Origin of the sequence: Paenibacillus sp. FSL R5-0475 (assembly GCF_038004585.1) — a bacterium.
Taxonomy (GTDB): domain Bacteria; phylum Bacillota; class Bacilli; order Paenibacillales; family Paenibacillaceae; genus Paenibacillus_AQ.
In genome coordinates this window covers 6,557,919-6,576,855 of record NZ_JBBORK010000001.1, presented here as the reverse complement: position 1 = coordinate 6,576,855, position 18,937 = coordinate 6,557,919, and the positions used below count along the sequence as shown (strand labels likewise).

At 45.2% G+C, this 18,937-nt stretch carries 13 protein-coding genes and 1 riboswitch; all 13 genes read right to left on the bottom strand.

Translation table 11 applies throughout. The features are described 5' to 3' along the window. Window positions 1-39: 39 nt before the first annotated feature. Complete coding sequence (locus tag MKX41_RS29340; RefSeq protein WP_340974287.1) at window positions 40-2,745, bottom strand: discoidin domain-containing protein; 2,706 nt, start codon at window positions 2,743-2,745, stop codon at window positions 40-42. A gap of 51 nt (window positions 2,746-2,796) precedes the next feature. Continuing rightward, window positions 2,797-4,317, bottom strand: a complete 1,521-nt coding sequence (locus tag MKX41_RS29335; RefSeq protein ID WP_340974284.1) for a glycosyl hydrolase — start codon at window positions 4,315-4,317, stop codon at window positions 2,797-2,799. Window positions 4,318-4,470: 153 nt separating this feature from the next. Continuing rightward, window positions 4,471-6,021, bottom strand: a complete 1,551-nt coding sequence (locus MKX41_RS29330; protein ID WP_340974283.1) for a glycosyl hydrolase — start codon at window positions 6,019-6,021, stop codon at window positions 4,471-4,473. 12 nt (window positions 6,022-6,033) lie between these two features. Then, window positions 6,034-6,113, bottom strand: a riboswitch (cyclic di-GMP riboswitch). A 136-nt stretch (window positions 6,114-6,249) separates the two neighbouring features. Further along, window positions 6,250-7,623: a sugar phosphate nucleotidyltransferase gene (locus MKX41_RS29325; RefSeq protein ID WP_036676586.1), complete on the bottom strand. Its 1,374-nt coding sequence runs from the start codon at window positions 7,621-7,623 to the stop codon at window positions 6,250-6,252. 663 nt (window positions 7,624-8,286) lie between these two features. Next, window positions 8,287-9,627 carry a UDP-glucose dehydrogenase family protein gene (locus tag MKX41_RS29320; protein ID WP_339245147.1) on the bottom strand — a complete coding sequence of 447 codons (1,341 nt, stop codon included), beginning with the start codon at window positions 9,625-9,627 and terminating at the stop codon, window positions 8,287-8,289. A 4-nt stretch (window positions 9,628-9,631) separates the two neighbouring features. Beyond that, complete coding sequence (locus MKX41_RS29315; RefSeq protein ID WP_036676592.1) at window positions 9,632-10,732, bottom strand: glycosyltransferase; 1,101 nt, start codon at window positions 10,730-10,732, stop codon at window positions 9,632-9,634. A 61-nt stretch (window positions 10,733-10,793) separates the two neighbouring features. Continuing rightward, a complete protein-coding gene (locus tag MKX41_RS29310; RefSeq protein WP_036676593.1) occupies window positions 10,794-11,933 on the bottom strand; it encodes a glycosyltransferase family 4 protein in 1,140 nt (379 codons plus the stop codon). Then, entirely contained in the window at window positions 11,933-13,120 is a 1,188-nt protein-coding gene (locus MKX41_RS29305) for a glycosyltransferase family 4 protein (protein WP_340974281.1), read from the bottom strand. The genes MKX41_RS29310 and MKX41_RS29305 overlap by 1 nt, the downstream gene beginning before the upstream one ends. Beyond that, window positions 13,107-13,964 (bottom strand): glycosyltransferase family 2 protein, encoded by an 858-nt coding sequence (locus MKX41_RS29300; protein ID WP_340974279.1) that lies wholly within the window; start codon window positions 13,962-13,964, stop codon window positions 13,107-13,109. The genes MKX41_RS29305 and MKX41_RS29300 overlap by 14 nt, the downstream gene beginning before the upstream one ends. 26 nt (window positions 13,965-13,990) lie before the next feature. Next, on the bottom strand, window positions 13,991-15,376 hold the full coding sequence (locus tag MKX41_RS29295) for an oligosaccharide flippase family protein (protein WP_340974277.1): 1,386 nt from the start codon (window positions 15,374-15,376) through the stop codon (window positions 13,991-13,993). Next, on the bottom strand, window positions 15,342-16,820 hold the full coding sequence (locus tag MKX41_RS29290) for an O-antigen ligase family protein (RefSeq protein WP_340974275.1): 1,479 nt from the start codon (window positions 16,818-16,820) through the stop codon (window positions 15,342-15,344). The genes MKX41_RS29295 and MKX41_RS29290 overlap by 35 nt, the downstream gene beginning before the upstream one ends. Next, window positions 16,817-17,590, bottom strand: a complete 774-nt coding sequence (locus MKX41_RS29285) for a WecB/TagA/CpsF family glycosyltransferase (protein ID WP_036676606.1) — start codon at window positions 17,588-17,590, stop codon at window positions 16,817-16,819. Before MKX41_RS29285 ends, MKX41_RS29290 begins: the two co-directional genes overlap by 4 nt. After that, complete coding sequence (locus MKX41_RS29280) at window positions 17,587-18,933, bottom strand: O-antigen ligase family protein (RefSeq protein ID WP_036676609.1); 1,347 nt, start codon at window positions 18,931-18,933, stop codon at window positions 17,587-17,589. Before MKX41_RS29280 ends, MKX41_RS29285 begins: the two co-directional genes overlap by 4 nt. Window positions 18,934-18,937 lie beyond the last annotated feature (4 nt).

Here is an 18,937-nt window from a genome sequence, read left to right as displayed (position 1 = left end):
TATGCGCTATAAATGATTATATAAATTCAAATGATACCCTTATTCTCTGGAATACACCTGCAACTCTTGAATGGACCAATAATTCCCGCCGGATCCGGTCTGTACAATTTTGATATACCTCGTCTTTACTTTAGAAAAGGATATCTTAGTAAGCTCTTTCGTACCTTTTCCAGACGTGAGTTTGTTCCAGTTTTGAGTATCGTCAGAAATATAAACTACATAGTCTCTTGGATAATCAAACGGTGATAACGTGCTATCCAAATCTATTCTTTCAATTTCATGTGCTTCACCCAGATCAATCTGAAAATACTCTCCGGAAGCCTGATGTTTCCCCGTATCCCAGCGCGTGCGCCGATCCCCATCGATAGCCAGACTAGGAGCTGATGCTGCCGTATTCACATTTGAGGATACCTTCCATTTAGTACGATCCAGAGGAACCAGTCCGGTGGCTGTAATCTGAACTTTATCGGACAGTAAATTAGAGCCGGATACCCTTACCGCGTAGGTATATAACGTCCCTTCACGTAAATTATGATCCGTATATTCTGTAAGCTTCACATCGGTGGCTACCACCTTCATTTCCCCGCCGCTACCTTCAGCGCGAAGCAGTTCATAGCTTGCTCCTGGTGCCTCCAACCAATTTAATTTTACAGCTAAACCTTTTGTTGCTGCGGCTTTGAATCCTTTAGGTGCCAACGGCTTTACTTCAGAGGAAGGCTGCAAAATATACTGCACAGCCTCTCCTGGAGCAAGTGTCTCCGTAAAGGTTAACGTGGGAGTAGCCTTTTTGCCTATTACATAACTTCTTGCTTTTTCATACGTATCCCCGTTTCCAAAACGTTCCCCTTCATACACCCCGTTTTTCGGCATAGTCACATTTACACTCACGGTCTGTGGAGTAGACTCAAAGTTAACGAAATTAACCAGTACCTTATTTGAAGTCGCCCCGCTTCCAGCAAGAGGCTTCAATGTAGAAGTATCCACGGCCCGAACATATACCAGCTTGTCGGCTAACACATCTTTGTTTGCAACTTGGTAAGTTAATGGAGCTCCATGTGTAGCATAGGCAAGACTGAGCCTTCTCATGATGCTGACACGTGAATCCTCATTTTCTTTTGTATAATAAATCTCTGTGGTTGCCGGATCATGCTCTTCTAAATTAAATCCGTATTTGAATAAACTGAAATCCTTAAAAAAAGCAGCATGCTGCACAAACATATCCGCATAACCAATATGTGCACGCATGATCCGGTCGAATACAGCCGCTGTCCGCTCCGTTGCCCCGTATTGATAGGCATCCACATGACTGTCCGAGGTACCAAATTCAGTGGTCAGCATTTTTTTGCCGAGTCCATTGTCTGCGCCAGTGAAGGTCTTCAAATTCTCAGTAAAGCTTCCTCCATTACTAAAAATATAAGAGTCGCCGTAGGAGTGTCCATTGGTCAAATCCGTAACCTTCTCCAGCTCCATACGTTGCTCTGGATCACGTTCCCAGCCATCTGGATCTCCACATTCCTTCCCGGTTCCCTTCTGATTACCGCAGGAATCTTCACTGTAGCTCGGCCAATACGCCCAGCCCGGAGCAACAGTTTGTAAATGGGGCGCGATTTGCTTACCCTTTTTATTCAACCAGTCCGCAATCGCCAGGTTCACTGCCTTAGAACGATTAAATAACCCTGGCTCATTATCTACCTCATAATATTGAAAATAAGGGCTATATTGTTCAAAATAATCTGTCAGCTTTTTCTCCGCATCAGCAGGCAACGATCCATCTGCCTTAAGCTTAATATCACCAGTATGCAAATACAGAGCAACCGCCTGCATGTTGTAATCCTTCAATACCTTGTAATATTCCAGCATATCTGAGCAGGATCTCCCGACATCACTGGCGCAGCTGGTACGCATCACATTGCCGCTATAAGCCATCCCTAGCCATTTGATAACATAAGGCAAGTGCGTAACCGCACCATCATCAAAGTAAAACTGCTTATTATTCACTACTGTTCCGGTCAGTGTATAGCTGCCATGAATAGGCTCGGAAATTGGAGCGTTAAGAGATTCTAAACGGAGATTATCCCAAGTCCACCAGGAATATTCGTCTTCTTTGTCACTGCAATATAAACAGCGAACCGTTTGCAGCTTCAATTCGTTCGTTCCCAGCTTCAATTGCTCCTTGGGAATGTATAATTCATAGGATTTTTGAAAGCTATATTCACTTTCTGTGCCCGATACGCCCGCAATTTGAATGATCCCTGACAATTGACGATTGGAAAACACACTCATTTGCGGCACGGATTTATAAGCATCCAGAATTCCTACGCTAAATAAGACCCCATTCTCCGGGATCTTATTTAGCTGATAGGTGATCGTTAATTCCGGCTGGGTCTTTCCATTCAAGCCTGCAGGCAAGCTCTGAAGAGCCGATGATTTGAGCGCTGAAGAAGGAACATTAAATATCTTCTTACTGCCAGAAGTGCCACTCGCAGCGAACTCAGCTGCTGAGCCATCATGTTGTCCCAGATTCCAGATCACAGTACCATCCGGTATTTCTGCTGCAACATCACTTCCTGTAGCTAATCTTGGTATATTGGCACCTGCCTTATAATCGTTCGTCTTATTCGTTCCGAAAACAGAGACAGACAACAGAAACAAGACGGTTAATGCGGTGAATTTCAGTAATAACAGTAATGGTTTGTTTGCAGTTATCCTATTTTTTCTATTAGATATTCTCCTCGTTATTCCCATCCATAGGTCCTCTCTTTCTTCCGGAATGTCTAACCCTATCATTTCATTAGATTAAGGAAGGAACAATGCCCCTTGTGGAATCACCTGCTGCTTCTGGCTGGAACTCTCCCACAGCAAGCGAAGATTAGCATCTCCTTCATTCTCATAATATTCAATTTGGATATCATAAAGTGTTCCGGCTGTGAGCGGGATACTTCCTTTATGAAGGGTTGCACTTTGATTTTTCCAATTATCGATGATCAGCTTTCCGTCAATCCAGACACGGACTCCATCATCAGAGGATGCCGAAATCGTATATTTTTCACTGAATTTGGGTTTGAGCTTCCCTTTCCAGCGAACAGAAAAATGATCTTCATCTATCTCCTGTGCAGGTGACCCGCCATGCCAATTAAAATCAATCTTACGATCATCGCGGATAAGTACCGCTTCTCCCTCTAAATCAGTATTGTTATAGTATTCTCCAGTCAAACCCGTTGGAGTTACCGGGATTACCGGTGCTATCGAAGGGCCTCCTGTTGTGAGAACGTAATCCTCTCTCGATACTATAAACGAGTCATTCATAAAGCTTTTAATTGACTGTAGCGTATTATTTTCTGTCAGTAATTTTCCCCAGGTCATCATATAGACCCATTTATTTTGTTTCTCGGTTAATACTTCCGGGTTCGGCAGCTGTCCACTCTCCCCGATTCCGATAGGTTTACCATCAGCAAGTGCGAGCAGATCCTCATAGTAGGACTGCTTATAATCGTTATTGTAGATATCCACAGCAAGAACATCGAGTTTATCCGCACCGGGATAATATGCAGCATAAGGATCTGCCCATTCATTCGGCGCATTCGGATTCCACACCCACAGTAGATTATTCAGTTGATGTGTATTTACAAAACGATCATAGACAATATTCCAAAGCGCTGAAAAATTGTCCTTTTTCCCCCACCAAAACCAACCGCCGTTCATTTCATGGTAAGGTCGCCATAAGACTGGAACTCCGGCATCACGCAGCTGTCCCAAATAGCCAGCGATCTCGTCTAGATCAGAGATTAGACTCTTATACTGAGCCGTCCCAGGCGTAACATAAGTATTAAACTTCTCTTGACTGAGACTTCTGTTTACATTGGACCACTCCGGAGAAGTCCCCGGCAAACTCTGATGGAATGTCATGGCTACAATGCCACCCTCTTGATGCCACTCCATTGCACTGTCTATAACAGCTTGTCGCTGTTCTGCGATCGTCCCTTCGGGTTGATTATTAATTGCCCCCAATTCATAACCATGTAGAACGGCATTTTGTCCCGATGTATTCTTCAGCTTATGAACCAGTTCATCTGGACTTTCTAGATAATCGTGCTGGCCAGACAGGATTCCTTTGCCACGTAGATTCACCAAAGTACTCAGCAGTTGCTTGGCTTCTTCAGAAGCTGATGGATTGCTTGGTATAGCCGGAGGAAGAGCGGAAGAAACACTCATAGCCTTCGGAAGACCCTTAACCTCTCCCCAAGGCAGCAAGGAAAAAATAATAAACACCGGTAATATAGTAAACAACAATCTGTTTTGCTTATAATATTTACGCAAATAAATCCTCCTTTCGGTAGCTGTACTGCCTCCACAGGTGCTAAATAAACATACCTGTTATCGGACAATCGTCTTCTGACCTAATGAGGACTATAGCTTAGTAGCTCTGCAATAACGCAGAGCCACTAAGGATCGACCTTTAATTTTCATCAATCAGGAGACATCCGGAAGATAAAGTGCACTTGCTGGAACTGTCTCTTTAGCTTGACTAGCACTTTCCCACATCAAGCGGACTCTCGCATCGCCTTCATTTTCGTAATACTCCACCTTGATATCGTATAGCTGGCCAGCCTTCAGCGTTATATTACCCTTACGCTCAGTACCACTTTGCTTAGTCCAACTATCAATCACGGATTGCCCATTCACCCACACACGGATGCCATCATCTGAGGTAGTGTAAAATGTATATTGCTCATCATATAATGGCTTAATTTTACCGCTCCAACGTATGGAGAAACGATCAACCCCGAGGGCGGCATCCGGCGATCCTTGCCGCCAATTGAAATCGATAATTGCATCAGTTCTAGTAAGAGCTGCTGTTCCCGATAGCTGTATGTTGTTGTAATATTCTCCTGCAAGCCCCTTCACAAGAGGAATTGCTGCCTCACCCTCTTCTTCGGGAGGTGCCGGCGCTGGTGCAGCGCTAGGTGTCGGTACCAGACTAGTATTTAATTTATCTCTAGTTAAGGTATAGTTGCTATTCATAAATGTTTTAATTGTATCTGCACTATTATTCTCGTAAAGCATTTTTCCCCAGCTCATCATATACGTCCATTTACTTTGTGATTGCTGAAGCTTCTCCAGATTAGGCATTTCACCATTCTCCCCGATCGCAATCGGTTTGCCTGCGGCTAGACTCAACAAGCTGTCATAGTATTTTTGCTGGTAATCATTTTCGTATATATCTGCTGCCAGAATATCTACTTTATCAGCACCTGGATAAGTTAGCGCATAAGGATCTGACCAAACATTGGGAGCATTCGGACTCCATACCCATAACAAATTATTTAATTTATGAACGTTAACAAAACGGTCATACATAATATTCCAAAGTTTAGAAAAGTTATTTTTCTTCCCCCACCAGAACCAGTTCCCGTTCATTTCATGATAGGGTCTCCAAAGCACCGGAACATTGGCATCGCGCAAGCTTTTTAAAGAGACTGCCACCTTATCAAGTTCAGCGATCAGATTGTTATATTGCTTGGTACCCGGTGTAACGTAACTATCGAACTCATTCTGACTAAGTGTTTTTTTTACATTATCCCAGTCATAAGAGGTGCCCGGCAGGTTAGCATGAAAAGTCATAGCTACGATCCCGCCCGCTTTATTCCAGTTGATGGCGCTGTTCACCACATTTTGACGCTGCCAGGCCATCGTTCCTTCTGACTGACCGCTGATCGCGCCCAGTTCATAACCGTGAAGAGCGGCATATTGTCCGCTGGTTCCCTTCAGCATATTGTTAATTTCATCTGGACTTTCTAAATAGTCATGTTGACCAGCAATAATACCTTTTCCTGAGATCGAGTAAAAATAGTTAAGCAGCTTTACGGCTTCAGGTGAGGCTCCTGGGGTAACTGGCGTTCCAGAATTTGAAGCAGCTATGACAACAGACGGCGAAATTCCAACAGTAAGCGGAAGTGCAGTCAGAAACAAGACGAGTGACAGAAATGCGCCAAATAATCGATACGTACGGTAAGCTTTCAAAATAATCTCCCTTTCGGTAGCCAGGCTGCCACTCTTTCGAAGGCCCTATAGCTTTGCGTCCCTACCTTTCGATAGGTTTGCCTTTTCAATTTAAGAGAAATAATCTCTCTTACCGTAAGTATCGACGACAATTAATGATATATTTAGTGTTTTTATGACTTTTTTTGATAATTGAGTCAATTTACCTGTTTCAAGAAATTTTGGATTGGTTAAATAGATAGGTTAGACCTATGAAATGAATTGTTGTAGTTCTATATCATTCCAGTCTAAAGTAATACGAATGTTATCTTCTTCTACTAATTCAGAACCCGTCTGTACCTCTATAAACTCGACATCCGTCAAAGCAAGGATCGCGTGCTTCGTTCCTTCCGGTATACGTACCACGTCCCCAGCCTTCACATTATGTTTTTTCTCATTCAGAACAATACTTGCTTCGCCGCTGACGATTGTCCAAATTTCACTACGCTTGCGATGTAATTGATAGCTGATATTATTCCCCTCGGATATAAAAATCCGTTTGGTCAGCACTTCATTGCCTTCATCATATTTCACATAATCAATAACTTTGTAATGGCCCCAGCGGCGTTCCTCGTACATCGGTCTTTGTTCAAAGGTCTTCAGCACTTCTTTAATCCGTGGGCTCTCAGCTTTATGGGTAACTAGAATCCCATCCGGGCTAGCCGCAATGATCAGATCCTTCGCACCAATTACCGTAATCGGAATATCCAGCTCATTAATCAAGCAAGTCCCCTCAGAATCCGCCGTCACAAAACCTTTTCCTACATGCTTGCTGCTCATTTCCTCTGTCAGCGTATTCCACGTTCCAAGATCCTTCCAGAATCCATCATACGGCTGTACTACAATATGTTCTTCTTTCTCCACCACTTCATAATCAAAGCTGATGGAAGACAATAGCTTATACTGCTTCTGCAATTCTTCATATCCTAAAGGCAACCCTTTACGCTGCAAAATATCTAACAAGTACCCTAAGCGGAAGGCAAACACTCCACAATTCCACAAGGCATTTTGCTCGATGAGCTGTTCTGCTTGTATACGGTCTGGTTTCTCTTGAAAGTGACTCACCTTCATAAAACCATTTCCCCCCGCCTCTTCGGTGGTAGGAATAATATATCCGTATTTCTCTGAGGCATGTTCAGGAACAACACCCATTAGTGCCAGATTTGCTCCACTTTCCAGCATGGTCCCCTCAAGCATAGCTATGGTATCGAAAAAGGATGCTTCTACATAAGGGTCAACAGGCAATATTGCTACCGTTTCCGCTGGAGAAACACCTGCCACTGAATAAAGATAGGTAGCTGTTAAGGCGATAGCCGGAAAAGTATCCCGACGCTCCGGTTCAACGATAATCGGCACATGACTTCCCAGCTGGCTTTGTATCATTTCTACTTGGCCACGGCCGGTGGCCAGATAAGATGATTCTGCCATCCCTGCTTCCTCCAGCTGTCTCCAGACACGTTGTACCATGGATTCTGGTTCACCCTGAGGGCTTTCAAGTACCTTTAGAAATTGCTTTGAACGTGAGTCGTTGGACAACGGCCATAACCGTTTACCTGAACCGCCTGATAGAAGTACCATTTTCATAGAATGAACCCTCCTTAATATATGGAAATGAGCATAATTGAATTGTTATCAAAACGTATAGCTTCCGCTTAGCCTTAGTTCGAGCGGATGCATTTTTAAAAAAATTTATTAGGTATGAACCACTCCAAGGGATTTTGGACTTCCGATCGCTGTTATCCTCAGATTTCCTGATTTGAACCGCCGCCAGCGGTAGAAATCCGAGGATAAAGGCGAACACTCCGTTTCTACAGTTCCAAATTCCCTTTCCGTTCTTTACCTAACCAACTTCCTCTAAATGCTTGAACCGTACTGCACCGGGCTGTACCAGCCGGAAGGCAGCACGTTTTTCTAAAGATTTGCTTCTGCTCCTATGGAGGCAGCAGCCAACGCAAGTACTACTACAACAACAAGGTTATCTGCTACTGCGATAAACAATCAGAGTACTCTAACTTTATAAATTGCTTAAAACTTATGATAAGGGAACGGAGTGACGGAGGGGAATTTTGGAACTGTAGGAGCGATAGCGTCCGCCTAAAAGCTTTCCGTAGGAAAGCTCACTTCGTAAGCATAAGCTTTTCCGGATTTCATCCGCTATTAAGCGATATAAATCAAGAAATCTGGAAACAAGAGCGGCTGGAAGTCCAAACATTCACCGCAGTTGCGACTGACACTTAACACAAATGATTAAACCGCTCCAGCCACACTAGCAGAATAACCGCTCAAGCCACCCATCTGCGGGCGGCCGACAGAATGATAAACGAGGCCGGTACCCTCGATTTGCTCCTTGGAATACACGTTGCGTCCATCAATCAGCACCCCATTGCGCATGCTTTTCGCCAGCTGATGCAGATCAATCTCCTTCAGTAGGCTCCAATCGGTCAAGAGGCATACGGCATCGCTGCCCTCAGCCGCTTCCTCTGGAAGATTGCACCAGCGAAGCTGCGGATGATCATATTGCTGCCTGAAATTTGTAGCTGCGATTGGATCATATAGTTTGACTGTTGCCCCCTCAGCCACCAGTGCCTCAACAATCTCTCTGGCTGGAGCTTCGCGGACATCATCAGTATTAGGCTTGAAAGCAAGCCCCCATATCCCAATCGTCGAACCGCGCAGGCTGCCAAGTGATTCATGCAGCTTGGAGATGATCATAAACCGTTGTCCCTTGTTCACTTCGACTACAGATTTCAATAATTTGAATTCGTAATCGACGTTGCCCGCAATTTGAATGAGTGCATTAGTGTCTTTCGGGAAACAGGAGCCTCCATAACCGATGCCAGCCTGCAGGAAGGATGACCCGATTCTTTGGTCCATACCCATTCCTTGTGCTACCTCGGTTACATCAGCTCCCACTTTTTCACAAATATTGGCGATCTCGTTAATAAAGGAGATCTTCGTGGCCAAAAATGCATTTGAAGCATATTTGATCATTTCAGCACTGCGTATATCTGTTACAAATACATTTTCAGTGAAACCCTTATGAAGCTCGCGCATGGTTGGTTCCAGCTCTGGATTATCAAGACCAATGACAATTCTGTCGGGATGGAGGGTATCGCGAATCGCTGACCCTTCACGTAAAAACTCGGGAGCAGACACGATATCAAAAGAATGATGGGTAAACTTAGAGAGCATTTTGGAGATTTTCTCATTTGTCCCTACGGGAACTGTAGATTTAGTCATTATAATTTTGTGCCCTTCCATCGCTTTAGCGATTTCAGCAGCTGCACCCTCAATGTAGGTTAAGTCAGCTTCACCATTAGGCAGCGATGGCGTACCTACAGCAAGAATGATAATATCTGAATGCCGCACCGAATCCTGAAGATCTGCAGAAAAAGATAACCGTTCCTCACGAAGATTCAGTTCAATCAGTTCCTCGATTCCCGGCTCATAGATGGGCGATTCCATCTGTTTCAGCTTCTTAATCTTTTCCTCGTCCTTATCCACACAGATGACATGATGTCCGCCCAGTGCAAAGCACACGCCAGATACAAGACCCACATACCCAGTACCGATTACTGTCAGCTTCATACAATCATCCTCCTTTTAGAAAATTGACGTAGGCCTGCTCAACATACTGCTTGAACTTAACCATAAACGCCTGCTCATCGAATTTACGTGCATGCTCCATGATTTGATCGATATCCCAAGCGTAGGACTCTACCTCATAAATAGCCTTAAGCAGATCCTCCACTTCTTGATGCTGAAAGAACACACCATTTACATAAGGAATAATAGTATCCAGTGCCCCACCTGCTTGATAAGCAATTACCGGTCTTCCTGCAGCGTTCGCTTCCAGCGGTGTAATTCCAAAGTCCTCTTCTCCTGGAAAAATGAACGCTCTACACTGTGCCATCATTCCAGTCACTTGCTCATCTTCTAGCCGGCCCAGAAACGATACATTATCCTTAGCCATGCCTTCGAGACGCTTGCGATCTGGTCCATCCCCTACGATATAAAGCTTAAGTCCGTTACGGTTAAAAGCCTCTACTGCCAGATCAATCCGCTTGTAGGAAACAAGCCGGGAGACAATTAAATAATAGTCACCAATGGTTGAAGAGCTTGTAAACCGGGCTGTATTAATCGGTGGAAATATGACATCTGCATCCCGGTGATAATAATTCTGAATCCTCGTCTTCACTACTGATGAATTGGCTACGAACTGATTCACATTTTTGGAAGTCCGTTGGTCCCACGTTTTGAGCTGCTGCATGTATACCTTAAGCATTTTTTTGAACAGCCCGGAATTCGACTGACGTTCCATGTAGGTGTCATAATCCCATGCGAAGCGCATAGGCGTATGGCAGTAACAAAGATGAAACGTATGTTTAGGAACTTGAATACTTTTCATAAAAGCACTGCTGGAACTCAGGACGATATCGAAACCGCGAAAGTCCAAATCACGGATGGCCATTGGATAAAGTGGCAGCACCCCTTTAAAATTGGTCTTTACCCCCGGAATCTTTTGCAGCCAGGAGGCACGGATATCCGCATCTTTGAGATTGTCAGTAAGGCGGCTTCCGTTAAAAACCGTTGTGTAGATTGGAGCCTCGGGATACATGTGATGAAAGACTTCCACCACTCTTTCCGCGCCGCCCATTTGGATTAAGTAATCGTGCGCTATCGCAATTTTCATGTGAATCATCCTCAAAGTTTTATGGAGCATCATCTTCAGAATTACCGCGTCATCTCATCTGTCAGGTGCCCGCCAACAAACCTTTATAGTAGTCAACGATGTCCTTGACCGTATTCTCGATAACAAAATGCTCTTTCACTCGTTTCATCCCATTGTCCGCCATCCGCCGTCTTTCCTCTGGGTGATCCAGCATCCATTTAATGGAGTCTGCCAGTATCGCCGCGTCACCAGGCTCTATCAGTAGCCCTGTCTCACCTTGAACTACAATTTCTACCGGCCCGCCTTCATTGGAGGCGATCACCGGCAATCCCGCTGCCATTCCTTCAACGATAACTTGGCCAAAAGGCTCAGGAGTTACCGAAGTGTGAATCAGTAAATCAGCAGTATTCATAAGGCCTTGGATATCATCCACATGCCCTAGCATGCTTACATTAGTAAGCTCGTCGTTTTTTATCTTTTGCAGCAATTCCTGCTTATAAGCTTCTTCTCCAAACAGAGCGTCTCCGGCCAGCCAGAATTTCACACGAGGTTCGTTCTTAAAGCTTTTTGCGGCTTCCAGCACAATATGCTGACCTTTCCAATGCGCCAATCGACCAACTAGCAGTACGTTAAAATCCTTCTGGTCCCGCATACCGATTCCATTACCAATCGCTTTAGCAAAAGCGGAGTATACGACCAGCGTTTTTTTCGAACGCGGCAACTCCAAAGCATTCAGCGTAGAATGTGAATTTGCGATGACTCCATTTGGGAGCAGACGCGACAGCAAACGAATTCCTTTGGCAACGATTGGCTTTAAATAAGGAGCTCCAATATGATCCCGGATGTGCCAGATCAATGGAACGCCCGCTATTTTTGCAGCGATGGCTCCGTATAATGCAGATTTTAGGGAATTGGTGTGCACGCAATCTACCTTCTCCGCTTTTAAAAGCGGCGCAAGCTTGCGACCATAAGCCAACAGCTTGAAGGCTGCAGCAGGTGCTCCCAAGTTGACTGCATTTCTACCACGACTTCTGATGCTCTCATCCAGCGGAATAATACGGACATCCATTCCTTTTTCACGTAGCCGTTCAGCCAGGGCACCATCCTCAGCCAGGATTACCAGGGGATCGATCTGTTCTCCAATATGGGTAAGGATGTTAAACAGGGCTACTTCTCCACCACTCCATTTAGCAGTGTGATCTATATAGGCCACTCTAAGCATTACGTGGTCACCTCCTCTCCTAAGGCTTGCAGGAACACGGATTCTACTTGATCCGTAACATGCTCCCAGGTATATCTCTCCAGTACATGCTCTCTGCATTCATCCCGGCTCGGAAGCAGCTTTCGATTGCTAAGCATATGGATCATGCCTTCAGCCATGTGGTCGCTACTTGAACTCTTAAATAGCAACTCCGGCCGGAAGCCTTGCAAAATTTCCTTATTGCCGCCAATCGGTGTAGCCATCACTGGCAATCCTGAAGATAAAGCTTCAACGGTAATTAAACCAAAGCCCTCCAATGCCTGTGAGGGAACCACGAACATATCCGCTGCCTGATAATAAGAGGCTAGCTCATGATCGGGAATGTAGCCTAGCAGTCTTACCTTATTGCTTAAGCCATAGTCGGCGATCTTTTCTTCCAGTTCTCCCCGCAACGGCCCTTTACCACCAATCAGCAGAATTGCATTCGGGAAACGCTCCGCAACTTGCTTCCAGGCTTCAAGCAGCTGGAGTAGTCCCATTCGATTGACCAACCGCCGGACAGTCAGCACGGTTGTTGCTCCCTCAGGTAAATTCAAGCTTCGTCGAATCGCCAATCGATTCGTAGCGGGAATAAAACGTTCCACATTAGCTGCGCCTGGAATCACTAAAATTTTGTGTAGAGGCACTCCGTGCAGCTTATGGAGAATGTCCCGGAACGTCTCACTAAGCACGATGAACTTATCCGCTAGTTTATAGGCTCTATGTTCAATGGATTTGGCGATGGTTGTTTTGACCCGGTGCTTAATGCCTTGACCTTCGATTTTCATTTCTTCATTCCATGGGCCATGAAAAGTCATCACTACAGGAATCCCACGTTTCTTTGCTTCCAAGGCTGGACCAATACCATAAGGAGCAAAGTGAGTGTATAAAATATCTATACGGCCACTGCCCTCTCCCATCAGATCGGCCGCCTTACGCTGGAAAGCATCCTTACGTTTCCAGATCCCATCTTTTGGATCTCCGGCATTGTGAATAATCAATTCCTCAGGGGTAGCAGGCGTTTCTTGACTGCAAATCAGCGCATGCACCCGATTACGTGAGGAGAGTTGCTCGCAAACGGATTTGAAATACGTGTTAAGCCCACCCGGCTGTAGCGACGGCCAGCTAAGGCCAGTCGTCATAATGTTCAATCCGTCACTGTACGGCATAGCTTCTCTCTCCTTTATTCTCCTTCTCGGTCTGACTCGTCTTCGCATTGTGCTGAGTCAGCTTTCCCGATCTAATTAATTCGTAATGCTTGAAGCCGACCATGAATTCATACATGACCCAGAATACGGATACACCGAAACCTGACATTCCCTTCTTGAACAAACCGTGTAAGAAATACTTTTGCAGGAAACGGGCTGGCGGTCTTAACAGCAGATGACTGACCCGAAATCGTTTGCCCTTGGCATACGCACTTTCAGCTTCCAAGTCAGTATACTTATTGAAACGTGCCACATGATCGTTAATACTGCGGTAACCATAATGCCAGAGGGTTCCTGTCAAACGTATAGTTCGTTCTTCAGAAACCTCGGGCATCTCGTGCACCAAGCTGTTTCGAATTCCATACGCTTTGCGGTTGTAAAGGCGCACTAGATATTCGCCACGATCCAGCCATCTGCCCATAAAATCACCGATCCGGTAGATAGAATAGGCAACCGATTGATCCTTAAGCCTCGGTTTCAGTTCAAGAATACTTGCGGCCAACTCGTCGCTGACCACTTCGTCAGTATCAATAAGGAAGACCCAATCATGAACCGCGCGTTCTACTCCGAACTCCCTCTGTTTCGCATATCCGGGCCATGGGTTGACGTATACACGACAATTCAAGCTTTCGGAAAGCTGAACTGTCCCGTCTTTGCTGCCTCCGTCAATCACAATCACCTCGTCGGCGAATAACCTGCAGGATTGTATGGCCTTAGATATTCGAACTTCGTCATCCTGAGCGATGATGACAGCCGATATTGGATAATTGCCTTGGCCGCCTACCACGCTTTTTACTGAATCCATGAAGGTTTCCTCCTTTGTCTTTCGCATTATCCATTCATATCCATCGGTTTCTTGCGAATGTAAGAATTCATCGTCGTCTTCATCCACTGGATGTCCTCCCGGGTAATGAGCAGCCGGGGTAGTTTAACTTTTAAGGTGTACTTTATATTGAGAACAATGAAGAAGAATCGCAGGATTGCTGATGACAGCATCGCTATCCCTGCTCCGAGTAAGCCAAACTTAGGGATGAGCAGGAACAACATTGGGATAACCAAGAGTAAGCCAAAACCTTGAAGCATCGAAACAATTTTCGGCTTGCCTAACGCCATAAAGGCCTGCGCCAGAATGATCGTCCCCCCGCTAATAGTCACTTCAAGGAGCAACAAGCGAAACACGGTTAATGCCGCATTGAAGTCTTTGCCGTACATCAACGGAATTACTAAAGGGGCTAAGAGCATCAGGACTACTCCGCCAAGCATGGTGAAAGTCGTACTTATGCGAAAGGCTTTGAATGTTAACTCAACTGCCTGTTCTTTTGACAGCTCAGAGGCCTTGGGAAACAGTACGATAGTAATCGAGCTTGAGAAAAAATTAACCATCCGCGATAGACTCACAGCCACTACATACAGCCCCAGATCAGCAGGTCTTAACAAACCGGCAATTAGGATCTGATCGATATAATAAGAGAAATTGCCAAGCAAGTCATTGCCGTAGGAACCAAGCCCGTAAGTAAACAATCTTTTTAAATTCTGATAGGCCCCTCTCATCTTCACCTTATAGGTGCGAAGCAAGGAAATCGTCATTCCGATAAATACCGGCGCTCCAGGAAGGAGATAGGCAACTGCAGTTGTAAAAGGATTCATCTGATCCAGCGCGATCAATATCCCAATCATCGTCAGTGTAAGCAACGGCACTAGATAGCGAATCCAATTAAACCTCTTGTATTCACCTCTGAATTGAAAAGCTGCATTGTTAATTTGAGAGATCACTATAATCGGACACAGAATCATAGACCACTGAGCAAAGGTCACGACCTCCGGACTGAAGGATTTCAGCCAATAAGGCAAGACCACGATACCAATAATCATCGCTATGACCCCAAAAATGATACCCAGCAGCAATGCCATTCGATAAAGCACTCCGGCATCCTCCGGGTTTTTCTTAGCGTTATAAATCAGAGCTGATGGAATCCCAAAGCTCATGCTAAAGGCCAGAAACTGTGACCAGTTAATCATTGCCGTCTGTTCCCCACGTCCTGTCGGTCCAAGATAACGGGCGGTCAGTACACCCGTTAACATGTTAATCAGTAGGATCATGACACTGACAAACATTGTCTTCACGGCTGCCGAGCTATTATCCTTACTCTTCGCGAACAATCTAAAAGATGACCAGATTGTTCTAGCGGGGAGAGATTTTGCATTCAATTGCTGCATACGGTGTTCCCTTCCTTCTACTTTGTGTAATCTCCCTTGCGCTGAGGCCAAGACCGATCAGCATCCAGATTAAGTATCCCTTGAGTCCGGGAAACCCATTATCTGATACCAAACTGACTATCGCACCGGTCCAAGTAGCAAGAGCAAGTCGGGCGTATGGCTGCAATTGGTCCCTGCTGATTACTCTAGCGAATATCTGTTTGACAACTGCGCCTAAAGCTCCGAAGAAGAAAACAGCACCCAGAATACCAAAGGTAAGCAGTAAGGCGATAACTCCGTTATCCATAATTCCGTACTCTCCAAGCTCGCCGTCATTACCAAGCTTAGTCCCTTGGCCTACACTACCGATTCCCTGACCTACTGGATTGGCGGCGACCATCGGCAACATGTTTTGCCATAAGCTTAGCCGTTCATTATAAGAGTGATCTTCCTGAACAGAAGAAAGTGTCTCTACCCGAGCAACCAGTCCTTCGGCGCCAGGCAATTTTGGCACAACCCAGAACAACGCAGCAGCCACAAAAACTAATTGGATCAAGGTTTTCCACTTTCCCTTAGAAGGAGAGGTTCCAATATACATGAGCAGCATCACCAGGAGTATCAGCCATGCCGCACGTACCAAAGTAGTCAGCAGGCAGATTACAACTAGCAGAACGCCGATCCAGCGCAATGTTCCCCGCCATTTTTTCTCCAGTATCATCGGAACTAAAGCAAACGCTAAGAATGTTGCAGCTGGTCCAGGCGAATTCAGCGTAGAGAACACTCGGATTTCCAATGGATATGGATTTCCGATGGACATCATATCCGCATGTTTCATCCAGAACACATCCCAAGGTGGCACCGTTAAATACTGAACAATCCCGTAAATGGCAACTAGGACTGCAATATTGGCAAAAGCGGTAAGCAGTCGATCGATATCCTTCGGCTTGAACTTCGTGACGGCAAAGTACGGCAATAACAGCAGTGGCACAATATAACTCGCTAAGTCATAAACTGAACCCATGCCATTCTTAGCCAAACCGATTAAAGCACCATAACCCAGTGCTACTGCGAACATTAACATGATCCGCGTGGAGGCTTTTTGAATATTATGAATCTCCTTCAGCAGCGGAATAATCAAGGTTACACCGGTTAACAAGGGAGCTAAGCTCAGCAAGGATACAGAGTGATACACTCCTTCTGACCAGTCAGCAATGCGGCGCAGCTCTGGAGCTACGGCCCAGATTAGCAAGGTATAAGCAACCAGCATTTTCGGTCTAAGTATGGCTAACAAGAAAGCCGGGAATAGGATGGCTGAGAGAATGACTCCCTGCAGACTGTTCGATGAACTCAGCATCGCACTGGAGAAGCCGATGATCAGCGGAAGAGAGACACCTGCAGCAGCAGTCCCCCCTATTAATCCAGCTGTCTTGATGAACCTAAGTGATGGGGGCGTAAATACACTCATTCCAAGCCTCCTTCCTTCACCTTATCCCGCTTACGCAGTTCCTTAAGTAATAAAAGTAGAAATTGTGCATCATCCACAAGATATCTTTTCCAGAGCCGGCCCGGCTCCTGGCTTAGCCGCCAGAACCATTCGAACCCTGTTTTTTGCATAAAGCTAGGCGCTCGTTTCACTGAGCCTGACAGAAAATCAAAGGTCGCTCCCACTCCGATCGATATCGGAGCTTGATAAGAGGTATAGTGGCGGTAAATCCACTTTTCCTGCTTAGGCGCTCCTACACCAACAAACACGATATCTGGCTGGCACTCTGTCAGCATTTCTATAATGCGTTCATTCTCCTCCTCATTGTGCTCGAATCCATAGGATGGAGAATAACAGCCAACCACATTTATTCCGGGATGCGCTGTTTTCAAATTCATCGCTGCCCGTTCCGCCACGCCTTCAGCTGAGCCTAAGAAGAACAGCCGGTATTTCCTTTGCTCAAAGGCGTTGCCCAATCGATTAAATAGATCCGCGCCGGATACCTTCTGCTTAAGCGGCTTGCCTAGCATTTTGGATGCCCAGATCAGTGGCATTCCGTCAGCAACAACTGCGCCTGCCTTCGAATATACCGTTTGAAATTCTTTATCCTTACGAAGCTTGATCACATGATCTACATTGCAAGTGAGGATATAAGACTGATTCCTCTCCTGAATGGTTTTATCAATGTAATCAAGCAAATCCATGAAATCATAGTTATCAAAATTGACATCGAACATGTTCACTTGACTCATCGTATCACTTCTTTTTGTGGGGAATCGGTTGGCTGTGAAGATCGATACAGGCAGTTCAGGTACCAACAGAACGGAATAATAAATTGGACCGTCGACAGCGTGTTATCGGAGAATGAGTAGATTAAAAACGCTGCAATAAATAACAGATAATAAGGTTTGATCGGCGGAGCCAATGCTCTGTACACCAGAATAAATACAGCCAATAAAGAGAACATCAACAGAATAGCGCCAATATATCCCCCATCGAAGTAAAAGCGGATATACTCGTTGTGCGGAACTACAAAACCCTTATACAATGTTCCATCATTTGCTACCGTCACTGCTCCAAGCCCTCTACCAGACCAAGGAGAGTCCGCAGCCTTGTTTAAGAAATACTCCCATGCCTCTGACCTTCCTGATAAATCAACAGCCGTATCTGTCTGTCTCTCAAAGGAACGTTTCTCAAAATTATCGAGCTGCCAGAAAACGGCGACCATAATCAGGAAAAATGCACCCATCAACGGAATTAGCAGATAGGTTCTGCCCTTCAAATATTGGCGGAGAATATCATAGAAGTAATAGAGAACGGTAAGTCCAAGTGCCAATATAGGCCCTCTTGTTCCTGTTCCAATCAAGATAAAGAAATTTAGAACTAACATGATATAGAAAAAGCGTGCTTGCTGCGGATTCCGCTTCACCTCTATAAATGGAATCGCTACTCCCATAAAGGCCAGCATCGCTAGATGCGCAGGAATATTAGCCCCCTGAATCCGTACAGCGCCTGTATACTCGATGTTGAGAAAATTATGAACATGCGCAAGCTGCAGCAACAAACCAACCACTACACTAACAAGGGGAAGCATACAGATAATTTTGATTTGCAGCTCAGCTACATTCTTTTTCCAGTTGATTAATAAAAATACGAATGGAATGGATAGACCGATAAAAGCTTTAACTGCAATGGATGAGGTCATTTCCGGCAGCCAGATCGAAGACCCAAAGGTAATCACCAGCAGCGCTACCATTGCCCACAAGGGGTGACTCAGACGAAACCGCAAGCCATTGACCAGAATACAAGGAACAAGCAGCATCACGATAACCAATTTATAAAGGGACAGTATCTCCATTCCGAACATGCTGCCATCATATAAAAAGTTAATCGATATTGCCGTCGTGATTAGAACGAAATAACTGATCAGTTCAGGCCGTGAAATTGAGATTCCCAGCAAAATAATCAGAAGCACGGCAGCTATCGCAATCATCGGCTGGTAGATGACCGCCGTTCCAAAGAACAGGGCCGACATGAGATAGAGCATCCCGTATGGCAAAACATTTAATTTGGAGCCCCACTCAAAATTTGTCATATTA